We start from the raw sequence: 16064 nt of genomic DNA on the forward strand, positions 1-16064 counted from the left end.
CGTTAGCCCCTTAATTTTTAGAATTTAAACACCAAATTATCCTCATAGCTAACCTGATAGTTTAACGATGTTTGAAGGACTATCCGCTCAGCTCCATCAAAGGCTTGCCAGTTATCCTTTTTCGCCTGCACCATATACGCAATAAACCGCACAAACTCTGACTTAGTGGAGCTAAAAAACACATAAGGCGGTCGTGTTCGGTCAATAAGCTGCAAGAAATCAATCAAATCAAAATAATTTGCCATTTTATAGCTGTTTTGCTTGGTGCAAAGATAAGGCGAGTCTAACACAAACAGGGCTTTAGGGTTGTCGGCAAACTTAGGCAGAAGCTGTTGAAATGGCTCGCTGACTATCTCAAGCCCATCAAGGTAATCCTCTGCACTAGGATAATCAGCCAGCTTTATTCCATTCCAAAATGTCTTGCTAAATAGCTCCTCAAATGAGCTGACTTGTTGCCCACTGAAAAGCAACCAACTTGCAATGGTGTTGAGGTCTTTAAATCCCTTAAAATCATTGATTTTATTGATGATTTCTTGCTTTTTATTGTTATCTAATCGCTTGTTTTTGGGTACAATATCGCCAACAATTTGAAGCAGTTCAGCTCGTAAACGATTTGTATCGCTTATGTGTTTTAACCTGTCGGCATAGCCATCAAAATCATTATAAATCACCCGTGCTTTGGACTTGATACGCTTTGCCACATGGCTTAATAAACCACTTCCTCCAAAAGCATCGACAATCGTCCACCCCTCCCCATCATCAGAAATATGCTCATTTAAAACCTGTTTAAAGGCGTTTAAAAACAGCCGTTTTTGCCCGACAAACGGCAACGGTGCTTGATTAAAATGACGCATCGTTACCCCCTAATACCTCAATAATACGACGATAAATATCGTGGATAAGCGGCAACGGAATGGCTGAACGGGCGTTATAACTGTGTAAACAGTCAAACATCGTTTTGCCCGAAATATAATGCTGATAACGCAAATTTAGCGGAATATTGCTTTTAAACTTAGTCGCCTTTTTGCAGGGCCAGCCATAATTCCCATAATAGGTAGGGTTCGCATAAGGAAGAGGAAAGGCTAAAATCTCATCAAGATAGTGCCAAAGGCGGCTCGCATAAGGGTTTTCAATCACATAAATTTTCGGCTGATACCGTTTAATAATCTCAATGGTGTTATAAATGCAAAGCTCACCATTAATTCGATTTAAAAAAGAGGTCTCATAACGATAACGTCGCTTTTTAACCGCTGCCGCGTCAAAATCTTTGCGACGACGAATAGCAAAGCGTGTATTTCCCTGCCATTGCCAACAGACATTCCCGCCCTTAATAGAGTTGGCAACGGAAAAACTCTCACAAGGCGGACTGGCTAAAATGACATCGGGTTTAGGGAGGCTATCTAGCTTATTAAACAGGGTTTTATCACCAAACAACCGCCCAAAATCCGCTAAATTCAGCGGTAGAAAATGCCGATTTTTACGCTCAATATCAATGCCGATAGGATAGATTTTAATATTGCGAAATGCTTTTGCTGCTTGGGTATAGCAGCCGTTGCCGCTATCAAATAACGCCCAAACAATGATTTTCTTGTTTGCCATAATTTATCCTTAAATTATGGCGTTCTGACGCTCAAGGCATTCGGACACTCTGAGTTGTTTAACGAGTAGGTTTAAATGTGTTTAAGGTTTTACACCGCACACATTTAATTTCTAAATATTGATTATCTTTTGTGCGTGCAAGGAGCTTTTTACAGCACTTGCACCGCATTTCTTGCAAATCTTTTTGCATAGACTTTCTCACTTTACGCGGTTTTGTTACAATCCGTCCGTCTGGTCAGACAAAGCGGTCTCGGGTCTATGCAGGTGCTATCTGCTTAGGCTGATGTGGTAGAGGTCAGAGCCTACCACATCGCCGCTTCTTTATGTTTACTTGTTACATTCTCAATCTTTGTAAGTAATCGCTTTTACACTCCACATTTGAGCGGTTTGTGCTTCAGTGATTGCCACGCTGGCTAAACGCTTAACCTCTAGTATATTTGTTGAGTTACGTAACTCATTAAGTTGATCAATGATATCCGCATAAAGCCGTTTGCACTTTGTCACTTCATCGTTATTATCAGGATTAAAAGTTAATCCTACTGCTTTTTGTCCAAATGTTAGATTTCCTTTCATCTACAATTTACTCCTTATGTTTTAATTTAAAAATTGCCGCTAAATGATTTGGACTAAACCGCCAGCCCTCATCACCGCCATTAATCGCATTTGCACACCACTCACTGCAAAAAAAATTTGTCGCGTGCTTGCGGGGTAAATAACACAATCCCTAACGCCCCTAACCAGTCGTATTTTTTATCTTTAGTTTGCCAAAAATATCCCTTAACTTTAGCCTCATCGACCCCATAAAGCGGAATTAAATCCCACTTGCCGTTATCAAGGTCAATCTGCTTGCAACGCACCCCACCATCTCGGATTGATGAGCTGTAACAGTCGTAAACAATCTCGTGGTCATAATGATGACCACTTAGCCACTCACGCCGAGCAACGGCAATCTCACAATGGGAGTATTGGCCTTTAGTGAGCTTACGAGTGAGCCAGTCACCTAATTTGGCTTTAAGCACGGCAAAACCTTTGCCACTGCGGTTGCCTTTATAGAGAGCTAAATAAACTCGATTATCCATGATAAACCTCCTGCCAGCCTGTGCTGTAGTCATAATCTAACGGGTTATCCACCGCCAACATCGCCAAGCGGTGCTTTTCAGCGTTGTCAAAATTGGCTTGCTCTTGTTGCATTAGCGTTAATGCTAGCTGGTCTAATAATGCCTCATTCATCAATACAAAACTGTTATCCATTGTTTTCCATTGCGTTTCAGGAAAACTGGGTAATGTCCGCATAAAGGTATATTGTTGGCGACTTACCTCATCGGTGTGAAACCATTTATTCACACTCGCAACATACACCCCACTATGCGTGCGACGATAACGTTCTTCTTTAATTTTTTTCCATACTTCGGCTTGTTGTGCAGCTAACCAAGCGGCTTTTTGCTCCTCATCCATCACCCATTTTCCCCCTTGCAATCTGTGATAAGGGCTTGGCTGGGGCTCAATCAAAACGGGATAGCCCCGCTCATCGGGGATAATCTGTTTTCCCTCACTTTGCCCGATAAGTAAAGTGCGGTAGGTTTCTTCGCTGATTTTTACCGCACCTTCAGGTGCTTGTGTTAAATCTAGGTAAAATCCCGCTTTGTAATACATTGTCATTATTTCCATCTCCCGATTGCTAAAAATTGTATGCGAACATTGCCTTGATTAGAGCCACCGTGCTCATACTCGTGATAATAACAAGTTGCATTATTAGATTTTGTTAATATATTTACACCTGCATTGTGAGAACCTCCGATAGAAGTTGTTACCTTTGAAAAAATTAATGGTGTATCAACAAAAGCTATAGCCCAGTTAAATGATTTTTCAAACCATTCATACAAATCATTCTGCCTGATTGTATAAGTTTGTATCATTGTCCCATCGGGATATTTGCGCACCTCAAAATCACCTATTTTTTGATAAGTAAATAATTGTGCGATACGGTTATCCACCCCTGTATCAAAATCCGTTATATCACTTGCGGTATGCGTATGTAACACGTCCGCTTTTTTTGCCTTCACTTCTTGAATATCTTGTGCCAATCTACTTGCATCAAGTTGCCCAGCATTAGCAATCTCTCCAAACGCCTTAATCCAAAACTGCACCCCATCGAGCGTGTTTTGTGCTTTAATGCAGAGTTTGAGAACAAGGGATTTCGGGCGCGTTTCTTCCGCAGTTCGCGTATCTTTCTCTGTCGTATCCTTCGTAGAAGCAAGGTAGGTTTTTGCCCTTGCCCCATCGGCGACCGCCACGTTGTTTGCCTGCACCCTGCCTTTTTGTGCGGGCTTAAACGCACCCGGCACTACATTGGTGGTATCACTATCATGAATGACGATAGTGATACCTTTCTCGGCTTGATAATCGCCCCCGGCTTCGGTAGGAATATAGTGAAAGTGGTCTTGAAGGGCGTCTTGTTGCACCTCACCCACCGCAAGCAATGCTCCCGCGTTACGAATAAAGCGGTCTTTCGCTTTCGGCACGGCGGAAAGGCTGCCATATTTCGCCACAAGATGGCGATACAGTTCGGGATAAGCCTGCTCGCTAACTTGCTCTTCAATGTCATCAAAGGCAATCCAGCCTTCGGGGATATTGTCGGTGGCAAAATAGGCGGTCATTCCCACATCAGAGCGACGCAGGTCGGGCAATGTGTTCACCCCTAAGGCTTGATAAAGGGCGGGATAAGTTGTTCTCCCAAAGGTTGAGCCGTCACAGCGTAAAAATCCGTGCGGATTTTGTACCGCACTTGGAAACGCAACAACAGAGCCAACAGGCACCCCATCACCGCCCACCTCTTTCCACGCACTCCAAGACGTGCCGTTAAAATAACGGGTTTGAACCTTGCTCTCATTGGCTTTACGGGCAATTTGTCGGATAGCATTATTTTGCCCGCCGCTAATCACCTCAATATGCCACTCACCTGCACTCGGTAAATTTTGCCCGCTGGCAAAATAATAATTGCCGTCAATCTTGCAATCATTGGCATCACCGGTGGATGTCCCCACCTTAAAATCACCAATCCCATAGCCCGCTAAGGTTGTGGCAGGGGATTGTTTGCTTTCAGCCAAATGGTAAGCCCTTTCGGCTTTATCAAACGCCGTTTTCACCGCCAACGCACTTGCCCCAAACACACTTGATGCCATATTGATGCTGTCGGTAAGTTGGATTTCCCCTTTTTGGGTTGTGTTGCCATTTCTGCGGTTGGCATTAATAACCGCCATAATCGCTTCATAAATTTGTGTGTTTTTGCTTGGGATAGGTGTAAGCCCAGCTTGTAATAACAAATATTTCACCTCTTCGCCTACATCTCGCAAATGAGCCTGCACGTTATTCAACCATTCGGCAGTTACCCGCGTGCCTTGTGTGCCACTGGCTGGGTCGCCATTGTGAAATTCGCCATCTTGGCTATCAATTTTAGGGAGTAAATCTTTCATTTTTTAACCTTTGTATGCAAAATAACAGTAAGTATGAGCGGGTTTTAACTCTTTAAAAAAGGCTTCAATAATGGGATCGCCAAACTCAACTAGTCGCTCACCCGCTAAAGACTGCCCCGCTCGAAAATACACAATATTGTCATCACCATTTAAAACAGAAACTCGCCACATAAAAATCAGGCTTTCTTGCGGTTCGTCTCTAAATTGCACAATATCACCGGGATCAGGCAAATCCTGTTGCAATGGTGAAAATTCTTTAATCTCAATTTGATAGCCAATGCTTTGAGCCAGTTGCATAAAATAGGGGATAGACAACCCACCAATGGCATTAAGCTGCAAAATGACCCGTTTCACTCGCTCAGTGTAGGTCTTTTGGGTATCGGTTTTTATTCCACAAATCCGTTCCCAATCAGCGAGCATTTGCCCCGAAGTTTCAGGGTTAATCACATTTAACACTTCCGTTGCACGCTGTTCTAAACGTTGAAAAACCTTTCCATCAACCTCACATTGGGCTAAAAATTGTTTACCGTTAATATTGTAGGAAACAGGCGGATAGAGCTGAGCAAGGGCGTGTTTGTAATCATTAGCCATTAGTGCATCTCCGACACATTCACGTTCCCCAATCTAAACCACTCAATTTTGTGGGTAACGTCAGCGGTACGATTCGCAGTTGGGGTAATAAATTTGCGATCCACAACACCCACTAAATTATTCACCACTGCCTCGCATTGCGACACAATCAAGCTATCACCGGGGATTAGCGTATTAAAATAATCCGCCAACGCAGTTTGGATAGCCTGTTTAATCTCAAGCAACGTAACGCCACTAAGTTTAACTTGGATGTTAAAATTGATTTTTGTCACATCAGGCTTAACTACTTTGCTCTCTTTAGCGGTAACAGGGCACACATCATCAATATAGGCTTGGACGCGTCTAATCGTCTCATCGCTAGGTACATCATTATCTGCCGTAATGGCAATATCAACCGTCCCCAATCCACGGCGTAAAGGGTAGACATAAGCTGCACTCACCCCATCAACAGATAATGCCCAATTGCGATAATCATATTTATTGCCGCCCGCTGGTGGACGACGGATAAGCTCCAGTAATCGCTCTAACAATGAGGCATCGGTCTCCGCATCGGTTGCACCAATCACCTCATTAAGGATAACGTCTGTTTGCACCCCAACAGGGGCTGCCATAAAGCTGGCTTTTGTGGCGACTTTGATGTTTTGCGTCGCACCTGTAGCAAGTGAGCGTACAGGCACAACAACAGAACCACCATCAGAAATCACCGCACTGTCCGTTGTCTCATAAAAGCGGTTATCTTCCGTTTTTATTTGCAATCCTGCGGGGATCTCCGCATTTTCTTGCCCCGTAATGGTTGCCCCTCGTCCGCTGGCATAGGTGGCATTACGGCGGCGAATGCCTCGCAATCCCGCGTGCTTTTCTAAAAATTCTGTATCGGCGGTATCGGGGAAAAACTGTTTAATCAGCCATTTTTGATGTGCATAAATGCCTTCAGCCACCGCCGCTAAACTTGAGGCACGGGCGTAATTATCACTGTCTACGCTCACATCGGCTTGAGGATCAAGGGCTTGCATATCGCGTAAAATGCTTGCTCTTATCTCATCTAAGGTGGGTACAACAAACATTTTTAAACTCCCTTTAAATTACTTTTACAGGGTGTTTAAAGCGATATGTTTCACCCCGATTATCAATGATTTCAATATGTAAAATTAACCAGCCATTATGTGGTTGCTGGTGCGTTACTTGGATTTGACTTGCTCGCCCATCATCAAGCAAGGGCTGTAAGGCTTCTTCGGCGTATTGTTGGGCGATAAGTCCAACACGCGTTAAGTCTTTTTCACGCTGAATTAAGTGGAGCAGAGAGCCTACACGCCCATCTGCCCACCAAGAGCCTAAAGGAGTGGTTAGTCTGATATACGCCGCATTAGCGAGCGTACTGATTGTCTTACTTGTATAGTCCCCAGTAAGCGGGCTTAACTCTCTGTCCATGCTGACAAAGATACTTAAAACAGACATAAAAAAAGCGGTGATGGAGTTCCACACCGCTTTTTATTGTTGTAAATAGATTTATTGTGGTGAGCCGGTATTGCCGCCACTATCCCCTCTGTGAGTATGATTAACCAAAGACTTGCCGCTTGCGTTAACATCGCCATCAGTCGTAATGTTACCACCGATTTGCGTCACATCACCGTTAAAGGTTGCCCCGCTGCCACCTTGCACCGCCATACCACCGTTGCCATTAATTTTCCCTTGAGCGGTTAAAACTTGCGTGGTCTCTAACTTTGGCGTATCAAAATTTGCCCCCCTGAGTGGCATTTACTTGATAGGTTTTGCAATTAAGTACAAAATTATCACAATCCACCTCAATTAACCGTCCATTTTTTAGCATAATGGTTGAGCCGCTTTGGTCGTAGATAGCCACCTCGCCATCTTGTAAATTTTTGACCCGAAACGCCCCATTTTCCGTGGCAATGACGATCCCGTGTGAGGTTTGCCCACCAATGGGGATAATCACCGCTTGCGTCCCTGCAGGTGGCACGGAGGTAAAGCCAAAATGTTGCATTAGCTCCACATCTTGCAAGGTCTCATCCGCCAATCCTGACACTTGTGTTTTTTGGATATTGTCCGTACTTTTAACTAAATTAAGCATACCGCGAAAAGCCTGACGCACGCCATTTAATGTCGTTTGTGCGGTTTGTTGTATTGCTTGACTAAATCGACGCATTATTTACCCCTAACTATCTCCCATTTACCATCACCTGTTGTTGCCATTAACGGCCCATTTTTACCTTTTTTGCCTTTTCGTTTACGGGCTTTATTGGCTTTGGCAACATAGGCGTCAGGCGTCCACACGCCATCTTGCTTTAATCGGAGTTCTGTTTGCGTCCCGCCCGAGCGAGAAAGGGTAAAACGTCGCCCCATCAGAAAAAAAATGGCGTCAATATCATATTCTTCACAAATTACATGTATCCGTTGCCCTGGCATCCATAATTGCCCTGATTGGGTTTTATGGTCTGGCACAGTAATGGTCAAAGTAAAGCCCTCTAAAATACTGTCTGAAATATATTTTTTCGCCCATTTTTTGAGTGCTTCAAGGTTTTCGACATCTGGCACCACCACGGTTTTGGGCTTATACGCCGTCATTGCCTCATTTTTGTAAACCCATTTTAAATCGTTTTTATTGTCATCGCCCGAACGACCGTGCCGTTGAGCCAAAAAGGTAATCTCACTAAATTGCTGTGATACATCATAGGTCAACTCTGCACGCTCAAAATTATTACGCTTGCCGTCTTTTAGACAACATAAGGTCGCCACTGGGGGCGTCGAGTAATCCGCCCCACCGACAATCAACGTGCCTTTAGGGTCAAACCATAAATGTAAACCCGCAGAATTAGCACAACGGATAGCCGCCTGCCAAGCTGTTTCGCCTATCTCAATATCTACCTTGTCTAAAGTCGGGTTATTTTCGGCGTTAAGCTCAACCTTTGTAATCCCCAAAGGATTAACAATTTTTTGCACTGCCTCAAGCACCGTTAGCCCTTTCACATTGGTTATCGGGGCAGAGCAATCCACTAAAATGCTGGCTTTATCTCGCCCATTTAGGCTAAAAGTGCGGTTCGTTTTGCTAATCCCGTGCTGGGTGGTGTCCACAATGCCCGTCAGCACCACCTCACCATTGATCCGCACTTTTACTTCTTGCCCCGAAAAATCGGGTAAGTGGGTATGTTCTGAAGCCACGCCGATTTCAAAACGAAAGGCATCCGCAGGGATTAAAAAATCACTGTCAATGTCATAGCTTTTCCAGTGGTTATGCTGCTGTCCCGCAATTTCAACCACCACATCATTTTCATAAGGATAATTAATTGACATAACTATTTAATAACTCCCCCTGAGCAATAAAATTCGGAAACCTAACTTGTGGGTTTAAGCGTAGCAGTTCATCGGAACGGCGATAATCTCCATAAAACGCATGAGCGATCTGTTGAATAGTGCCATTAAATGGTACAACCCTAACCGTTAATGGTGGTTTACGATTAATCGCCGAAATTGCAAGCTGGGTAAAATGATGGGATAAAGCTCGTAATCTCTCCGCAATTTGCTGAGTAGCGGTATAAACCCCAGTATTAGGTGCGGTTGAATTTAGTGCAGAATTTGCTTGCTCTTTTTGGGCTTGATGACGCAATAATTGCAAGGTTGACACAATATGAGTCCTTATAAGGGTTGTAATATAGTCAATCTCTTGCGGCAATAATGTTTCGTCTTCAATAAACCCCGTTGCCAAATGAATTAACGTCGCTGTACAAGTTAATTGCATCAACAAATGCACTGGTTCAATACTTTCAGTTGACAATGACATTGTTAATGATTTTATCCCCTGTTGTTGCGATAAATTCATATTTTTACCTGAAAGTAAATTTTGAGGAATGGCTTGAATTTGCTTTACCGTTCTTATTGTTTCATCAAATTTTGCTTTAGTTGTGAGCTCAGAACGCTGAGCAACTTGGGTTAGCCCTTGCTCTATAATATGTGTAATTGCTTTAGCGGTATGAGAAGATTTTGCTTTAAAATCCATTGCACCAAATGTAGAAGGCAATGAAAAAAAAGTTTTGCCCATATCAAATAAACCACAAAGCTGTTCAAAACAACCTTGCAATGCACCAAAAGCCCCTAATAAACGTGATTTTACATTCATCGCAAAGGCAACCACCTCCATGATTTGAGCAAAAACCGCTAATACCTCATCAATAAAATCTTCCAATTGTGTTAAAAGTTCATCAATTTTAGCCAAAAAAGAAAACTCAAAAACAAAAATCGGCTTGGCAGGTGTACTTTCTACAAAAGTTAAATCTAACGCCACATAATCAATCATTTCCGCATCGTGGCGAAAATTTGCCGAAGTGCAAAGCATATTCGGCAACCGCCCCCGAATAGGGTGGACTAGCACATCTGCCCCTTGTTTTTGTAACGCACTTAAAAACTTCTTGAAATCCGTGTAGTAGCCCTCGCCATAAAACACTGCTTGCATTCGTACCGTAAGAGGGTTTAACCCCAAATCCTCAATATCCGCCCCATTAACAAAAGGGTAGGCGTGATCAATGGTAGCTCGGTTTAACTCATCATCCACCGAAATCACCTCAAAACGCACACCACGATAACTGGCGCGTTGAATAGGCATTGTCCAACCTTTCATTTTTACCCCCAACGTTTTAAATCTTGATAGTGATATTCTGAAGTTTGTTCAGCCACAATTCGCCCATCTAAATCCACCTTAATTTGATTTTGGATCACAAAATTTTGGCTCTCAATGGCTTGTTTTAAGGCATCACTCAAGGTTTGCCCAAATTGCTCAAAGTCAGCTCGGTAATTGGCTAAGTTCGACAAGGCGGGCTCAAGTTTTGCAAGTGTTCCTCCCTCCGCGGTTGGCATTGTCAAACCGATAGGCGAGCTAAGGCCTGCAATGCGAGTAGTGCTTTGATCAGCTTGCTCACTAAAATGAGAAGAAGCAACATAAGGTGATCCTTTACGAATACGAAATGAATTTGCCTGCTCTTTCTGATAATAGGCATTTCGTTCTTCAATTTGAGCCCGAACCTCTTCCGAAATATCACCTTTTTCTAAACGGCTATTGAGATAAGCCATATAAGACTTTTCTACACTTTTACGGGTAAAATACGCACCAAGTGAATTACCTGTGTTATAAAGTGCGTCTTGTAATTTTGCTTCTTCTCTAGATTGGTTAATTTGTTGCATTAACGCTTGTTTTTCTTCCTCTGTGGCTGTTCCTGAACGTACTTTATGTTGTAAATCAAGAAGTTGTTGAGATTTACCATCTAATTCAGGTGATGTAGTTAAGCTTGCGATTGTGCCAACAACGCCCACTTTACCTACCGCTTTTAAAAGGGGGACAACACCTAAACCTGCTCCCGTCGCCGCACCAGCGCCTGCTCGCCCCAAACCGCCAGATAATCCTTTTCCTAACGCCCAGCCACCAAAACCATAGCCCACTGCTGATTTTCCCACATCCATTGCTAAGCCTAAATTACCCACCATTTGCCCGTTGCCGTTTTGATGTGCAGAAATCACTTCGTCATTAATTTTACGTTCAATACTATTTAACCAGCCGCTGACTTCGCCTTGACTAAATTTATTTAAGGAATTGGCTAGCTCTTCTTTAGCTAGATCCGTTCCTGCAAGCACCTTAACGGATTTATCCATATTTTCGCCCAATTTATCATCGGCTAAATTTGCTTGATATTTATCCATTTCTTGTTTAGTTGTTACCGCATTAAACCCTGCTTTTGCTTGCACATCAGGCAACAACTTACCAAGCACAGCCCCTTTCTTTAAGTCCATTTGGGCTTTGATCATCTCCTTCTTCTGCTTATCTTTGGTTTGTAGCAGTTTTTGCTGTAATTTCACATATTCCTGATCGTTTTTAAGCAACGTTTCAGCAATACTTACCATTACCTGTGAAGCATTTTTCCCACTGGCTAAACCACGCTGATAGGATTTTTCTAAATCAATGCCTTGCAAACCTTTTTTATTGGAAATATCCACTTTTTTTAACCGTTGTGCGGTATCGACACTATTTAATTTATTCAAATAGTTGGCAACATTATTGGCAGCAATATCATTTGACCCCGCTTGATTAGCTGCCACCTGTGTCATTGAAAGTAAATATTTGTAATCTTCTAAACCGTGAAAGCCCGCATTTTTAGAAATAGAAAGCAAATTAGGTAGGTGTTGGATCATATCAGATACCTCAAACTTACCATCGAAACCAGATTGCAAGGTAACTTCTAGTGCTTTTTGCAATTCATCGCCGTTAAATCCATAATCTTTCAACACTTTAAGAAGCGAACCTACTTGATCGCCACTTGCCTGTCCCGAAATCATCATCTTTTGAGCCATATCTAAAGAAGACTCCGCTTGCTCAAAAGATAGACCATTTTTAATCATTCCATCTAACGCGGATAACGCCATATCCGTTGTACCACCACCAACGGATTTTGTAGTTTCATACACCGCTTTATTTACTCGCGCAACGCCCGTTGTCTTAATATAATCTGCATCTTGTTCGTTGAAAGCTGTTAATGCGACTTGAGCAACATTGTGATCCCACTGTTTTTTATTATCCATTGCTGGCTTTAATGTGCTGGCTACACCATAAATCGCTCCACCAATCGCCATTGTTTTTTCAACAAAATTCCCAATCCGTTGCCCTGTCGGCACTTTGCCCATTTCCGCATTAAGCTGGGCAATTTTTTGTTTCGCTGCCACTGCTGCTCGGGCAATCTCACGGCTTGATGCGGTGCCACTGGCTTTTAAGCGTTGGTAAGCAGCAATAGTTTGATTGATCTCGCGTTGGATCGCATTTTCACTGCGTACGCCTAAACTTTGTCGTGCGCTCGCCACGACACGAGCAGCTTGTTGAGCTTTGCGATAAGATTGCTCGGTAATTTGCGCTGTACGCTTTACGGTTTCTTGTTGCTTCTGTCCGCTACGCACCGCCTGATTTTCAATATCCTTATTGGCTTTGTTGATGTTACTGCGTAGCTTATCCATCACACGGCTTGCATAATCTTGCGCTTTAAGTTGCAAGGAGAGTTTCATATTTGCCATTTTTAAACCCTAATTAAATTGATTTTAAACCCACAAAAAAAGGGGCTTACGCCCCATCTTGTTTTTTACGGCGTACAAGATTGTAATGCACTGTATCGCCTTTGCTTATGCCGCTCGCTTGCGGTTTTGCCCCTTGAGATTGCAACAGACTTTCCACCCAAGCCGACACTTCTAAATGGCTCATTTCCCGCACCTGCTGGGGTGTAAAGCCTAATTTCGCTAAAAAAATCACCGCACTTCGATAATGTTGCTCTGCCGCCTTTAAGTCATAGCAGTTGGGGCGTGGCTGTTTTCTTGGCTTAGGCTCTCCCCAGCGGAGATATGCTTTTTTCGCAATGCCAAAATAGCCTCATTAATCAACACATAATCATCGGTGGCAAGATTATCCAGCAAATAGTGTGGGGTAATCTGCGTGTTATCTACGCCCACAAATTCCACTTGCTGGATAAGATAAGCCAAATCCATCAACATTTTTTCTGCTTGGCTTAATGGCTTATCCTCTTTTTGCACAATACCAAGCTCTGCAATCATCTCAAGGGCATTACACTCATCGCCAAGGGTAAGCAAATGCACTTTAAAATCAAAATAGCACTTGCCGTTTACGGGCAATCCTAATAACAAACGTCCATCCATTATTCATTCACCTCTTTAAGTGCATTCATCTGGATATCAATCACCGCTTCGTTATCTACGGTGTATTTTTCGCCCACTTGGGTGGTGAAACAGCCTAAATAAGAGGTGCGTTTATCTTCTTGATTAAGGGGATAGATAGTGATTTTGGCATCACTAATTTCCGCCCAATCAATTTCAGAACCATCAATTGGGAGGGCTGCGGTTAAACTGATCTCCCAAGTGGCAATCCCTTTGGCAAAGCCTCTAGCACGCCCTTCGGAGTTCATTGTCTTCACCAATTTACGCCCTGTTTGTTTGGTTACGTTTAGATCGGTAATCTCAATCTCTACGCCGTCCACTTCTAACACCGCAGAGCCTGCATATTTTTCAGCCATTACTTACTCCTATAAAATTAAATCAATACGATTTGCCACCACGTGCAAGCCATTCACCACATCTGTTGGGATTTGCGTATCCAGACGGTTTGGATCTTGTCCATTACGCACCACTAACAATTTGTCTTTATGCTCGTCCACATTTTCGATAATTTCCTGATTTTCCAAGCGGTATAAAACATCTAAAATTTCTGACCGCACTTTTGGTGGTGTGCGTTTAGACAGTTTTGAACGCGGAAAACGCAAGGCAACACGCTGTTCAACCGCTTTACGCACATAGTCCATCGTGCGAATGGTAGTTAAATCAAGCCACGCGGGGTCGTCCACATTGGCAGGATTTTTGGTGTAAGTGGTAATCGCCCGCATAATTTGCACCCGATGATTTACCACCGTAATCGGCGTTAGCCCATTAAATAAGGCTTGATTAATCTCGGTTTTTAATGGCGTTTGCGTGGCATCAACAGGGGTTAAGCCTTTCAACTCTAAGGTATTGAGCGGACGGGCTGGGTCTTCTTCGCTGGCAATCACCGCCCCAAAAGCCGCCGCAAGTAAGGCATTGGACTCAACCGCTCCTTTGTACCACGCACAAGTGATACGGTTGGCATTAATTTTGCTCGCATAGGTTGTGCCGGCTGCCATCGTGCTACGCCAACCCAGCACCCCAATCGCAGGCTTTTTCTCCGTTGGACTTGCAACAAGCTCAAGATGATTGCGAAGTGCGGTGGCATTTTTATCATCAGCAAACGGCGAGATGATAATGTGATAATGCGAGCCTGCCACACTGGCAAGTGCAGGGGCAATATCGGCATTTTGCGAACCTGACGCAAAGGCACGGGCTTGTGCTGAAATGCCTTGTGCAGTACTTTGTACGCTAAGTTCAATCTCATTGCCAATTTCCCCTTTACATTTTGCTGTCAAAGTTAAGGTTGCCGTACTCACCGATGCCGTAACAGGGCAATATTCACCCGCGTTGATCACCGCACTTAATCGGGTGGCTAAGTCGCTGGCGGTTTCCGATTTTGCCACTGAAATGGCATATTCCACCCCGCCAATCATCGCTTTAATTACGCCCGCACCTGTTGCTGTGCCGTTTAAGGTCAAGCTTCCTGTTGCCGCAACGCCTGAGCTACTATCTTTTAAGCCAATTGCCGTTAAACGGATCATCGGGTTGTTTTGAATGGCAATACGAGCCATTAAATGCCCCCAAGAGCCTGCCCCAAAAGCATTTTTCGCATCAATATCGGAATAAATCGGCACAGGGGCAGAATAAGCCGTATCGCCCCCGACCATTGGAGCAATAATCAATACATTTTGCTCATTAGTTGGTAAGGTACTCACAGCATTTTGAGCGTTATATTCGCTATATACACCCAGCATTCTAAGGCTTGTTGGAATATGCTCAAATTCGATATTAGTATCAGTCATTATTTGCCTCCTGATTTCTTCGGTTACGCGGTTCATTGACCACGATTAAATCCCCGTCATTAATGCGACGTTGATAATAGATACTGTCTTCAACCTCCACTGGCTCTTGCTCAATATAGCGGTAAGGTTGATTTTCCATTGGCACTTTAATGCCAACTGCGGCTTTTACTTTCATTTTTCCTCCATCGCCACCACAAAAGGGTGATCGGCGTTAGTATCTGGGTTGTAAAGATTAAAATTAATGGGGCTGTCCTAGATAACAACTAAAAAATCTATTTAGGTTAGAATGAACCAATGAGAAAAAGTCGTCTAAGTCAGCACAAACAAAATAAACTCATTGAGCTATTTGTTGCAGGTGTTACTGCAAGGACAGCAGCAGAGTTAGTCAATGTAAACAAAACGACTGCCGCATATTACTTTCATCGTTTATGCCAACTCATCTATCAAAACAGCCTTCACTTAGAGATGTTTGAAGGTGAAATTGAAGCCGATGAAAGTTATTTTGGCGGTGCTCGCAAAGGCAAACGTGGTCGTGGTGCGGCAGGGAAAATTGCGGTATTCGGGCTTCTCAAGCGCAATGGCAAGGTTTATACCGTTGCGGTTCCAAATACGCAATCTGCCACCTTGTTACCCATTATTCGGGAGCAGGTAAAGCCTGATAGTATTGTTTACACCGATAATTATCGTAGTTATGACGTGCTTGATGTGAGTGAATTTAGTCATTTTCGTATCAATCACAGCACACATTTTGCTGAAAATCATAACCACATTAACGGAATTGAGAATTTTTGAAGCCAAGCAAAACGCCATTGAGAACATCCACACAAAGTGAGAAATTAGGACTTATGTTGAATTAAACGGAATTAAGTGGTCGGAAGTCTTATAGAATAAGGGATTGAGCTAAGTC

At 43.3% G+C, this 16064-nt stretch carries 17 protein-coding genes and 3 pseudogenes; 1 reads left to right on the forward strand and 19 read right to left on the reverse strand.

The genetic code is table 11. From position 1 onward, the window contains the following. Positions 1 to 17 precede the first annotated feature (17 nt). From DXZ23_RS04560 to DXZ23_RS04655, 19 genes and pseudogenes are all read right to left on the reverse strand, one after another. The gene (locus DXZ23_RS04560) at positions 18 to 854 is read right to left on the reverse strand and encodes a hypothetical protein (protein ID WP_035695578.1); all 837 of its coding nucleotides are present in this window, start codon (positions 852 to 854) and stop codon (positions 18 to 20) included. Then, entirely contained in the window at positions 841 to 1599 is a 759-nt protein-coding gene (locus tag DXZ23_RS04565) for a class I SAM-dependent methyltransferase (protein ID WP_021723659.1), read from the reverse strand. The genes DXZ23_RS04560 and DXZ23_RS04565 overlap by 14 nt, the downstream gene beginning before the upstream one ends. Before the next feature lie 58 nt (positions 1600 to 1657). Beyond that, entirely contained in the window at positions 1658 to 1789 is a 132-nt protein-coding gene (locus DXZ23_RS04570; RefSeq protein WP_080744072.1) for a Com family DNA-binding transcriptional regulator, read from the reverse strand. A gap of 152 nt (positions 1790 to 1941) precedes the next feature. Continuing rightward, positions 1942 to 2172: an Acb2/Tad1 domain-containing protein gene (locus tag DXZ23_RS04575; RefSeq protein ID WP_017807578.1), complete on the reverse strand. Its 231-nt coding sequence runs from the start codon at positions 2170 to 2172 to the stop codon at positions 1942 to 1944. A 7-nt stretch (positions 2173 to 2179) separates the two neighbouring features. After that, positions 2180 to 2678 (reverse strand): annotated as a pseudogene (locus DXZ23_RS04580) (enoyl-CoA hydratase). Continuing rightward, on the reverse strand, positions 2671 to 3258 hold the full coding sequence (locus DXZ23_RS04585) for a DUF4376 domain-containing protein (RefSeq protein WP_035695702.1): 588 nt from the start codon (positions 3256 to 3258) through the stop codon (positions 2671 to 2673). Before DXZ23_RS04585 ends, DXZ23_RS04580 begins: the two are co-directional and overlap by 8 nt. After that, a complete protein-coding gene (locus DXZ23_RS15830) occupies positions 3258 to 5072 on the reverse strand; it encodes a tail fiber protein (protein ID WP_021724071.1) in 1815 nt (604 codons plus the stop codon). Before DXZ23_RS15830 ends, DXZ23_RS04585 begins: the two co-directional genes overlap by 1 nt. A gap of 3 nt (positions 5073 to 5075) precedes the next feature. Next, complete coding sequence (locus DXZ23_RS04600) at positions 5076 to 5663, reverse strand: YmfQ family protein (RefSeq protein WP_017807464.1); 588 nt, start codon at positions 5661 to 5663, stop codon at positions 5076 to 5078. Continuing rightward, positions 5663 to 6727: a baseplate J/gp47 family protein gene (locus DXZ23_RS04605; RefSeq protein ID WP_017807463.1), complete on the reverse strand. Its 1065-nt coding sequence runs from the start codon at positions 6725 to 6727 to the stop codon at positions 5663 to 5665. The genes DXZ23_RS04600 and DXZ23_RS04605 overlap by 1 nt, the downstream gene beginning before the upstream one ends. Before the next feature lie 13 nt (positions 6728 to 6740). Next, positions 6741 to 7091, reverse strand: coding sequence for a phage GP46 family protein (locus DXZ23_RS04610; protein WP_012341511.1), 351 nt, complete (start codon positions 7089 to 7091; stop codon positions 6741 to 6743). A gap of 78 nt (positions 7092 to 7169) precedes the next feature. Further along, positions 7170 to 7827, reverse strand: a pseudogene (locus tag DXZ23_RS04615) (phage baseplate assembly protein V). Next, entirely contained in the window at positions 7827 to 8972 is a 1146-nt protein-coding gene (locus DXZ23_RS04620; RefSeq protein ID WP_017807461.1) for a phage baseplate assembly protein, read from the reverse strand. Before DXZ23_RS04620 ends, DXZ23_RS04615 begins: the two are co-directional and overlap by 1 nt. Then, complete coding sequence (locus DXZ23_RS04625; protein WP_026138628.1) at positions 8962 to 10293, reverse strand: DNA circularization protein; 1332 nt, start codon at positions 10291 to 10293, stop codon at positions 8962 to 8964. Before DXZ23_RS04625 ends, DXZ23_RS04620 begins: the two co-directional genes overlap by 11 nt. 2 nt (positions 10294 to 10295) lie before the next feature. Then, positions 10296 to 12725 carry a phage tail tape measure protein gene (locus DXZ23_RS04630; protein WP_017807459.1) on the reverse strand — a complete coding sequence of 810 codons (2430 nt, stop codon included), beginning with the start codon at positions 12723 to 12725 and terminating at the stop codon, positions 10296 to 10298. Positions 12726 to 12771: 46 nt separating this feature from the next. After that, positions 12772 to 12909: a hypothetical protein gene (locus DXZ23_RS04635; RefSeq protein ID WP_238544448.1), complete on the reverse strand. Its 138-nt coding sequence runs from the start codon at positions 12907 to 12909 to the stop codon at positions 12772 to 12774. A gap of 77 nt (positions 12910 to 12986) precedes the next feature. Next, positions 12987 to 13358 carry a hypothetical protein gene (locus DXZ23_RS04640; RefSeq protein ID WP_017807457.1) on the reverse strand — a complete coding sequence of 124 codons (372 nt, stop codon included), beginning with the start codon at positions 13356 to 13358 and terminating at the stop codon, positions 12987 to 12989. After that, positions 13358 to 13732 carry a hypothetical protein gene (locus DXZ23_RS04645; protein WP_017807456.1) on the reverse strand — a complete coding sequence of 125 codons (375 nt, stop codon included), beginning with the start codon at positions 13730 to 13732 and terminating at the stop codon, positions 13358 to 13360. Before DXZ23_RS04645 ends, DXZ23_RS04640 begins: the two co-directional genes overlap by 1 nt. Before the next feature lie 9 nt (positions 13733 to 13741). Continuing rightward, entirely contained in the window at positions 13742 to 15157 is a 1416-nt protein-coding gene (locus DXZ23_RS04650; RefSeq protein ID WP_017807455.1) for a phage tail sheath subtilisin-like domain-containing protein, read from the reverse strand. Beyond that, a complete protein-coding gene (locus DXZ23_RS04655) occupies positions 15150 to 15332 on the reverse strand; it encodes a DUF2635 domain-containing protein (protein ID WP_017807454.1) in 183 nt (60 codons plus the stop codon). Before DXZ23_RS04655 ends, DXZ23_RS04650 begins: the two co-directional genes overlap by 8 nt. Before the next feature lie 119 nt (positions 15333 to 15451). Between DXZ23_RS04655 and DXZ23_RS04660 the strand changes: the two are divergent. After that, positions 15452 to 15946: pseudogene (locus tag DXZ23_RS04660) on the forward strand (IS1595-like element ISHpa1 family transposase); the annotation flags it as partial. Positions 15947 to 16064 lie beyond the last annotated feature (118 nt).

It is taken from the genome of Avibacterium paragallinarum, assembly GCF_900450705.1.
Classification (GTDB): domain Bacteria; phylum Pseudomonadota; class Gammaproteobacteria; order Enterobacterales; family Pasteurellaceae; genus Avibacterium; species Avibacterium paragallinarum.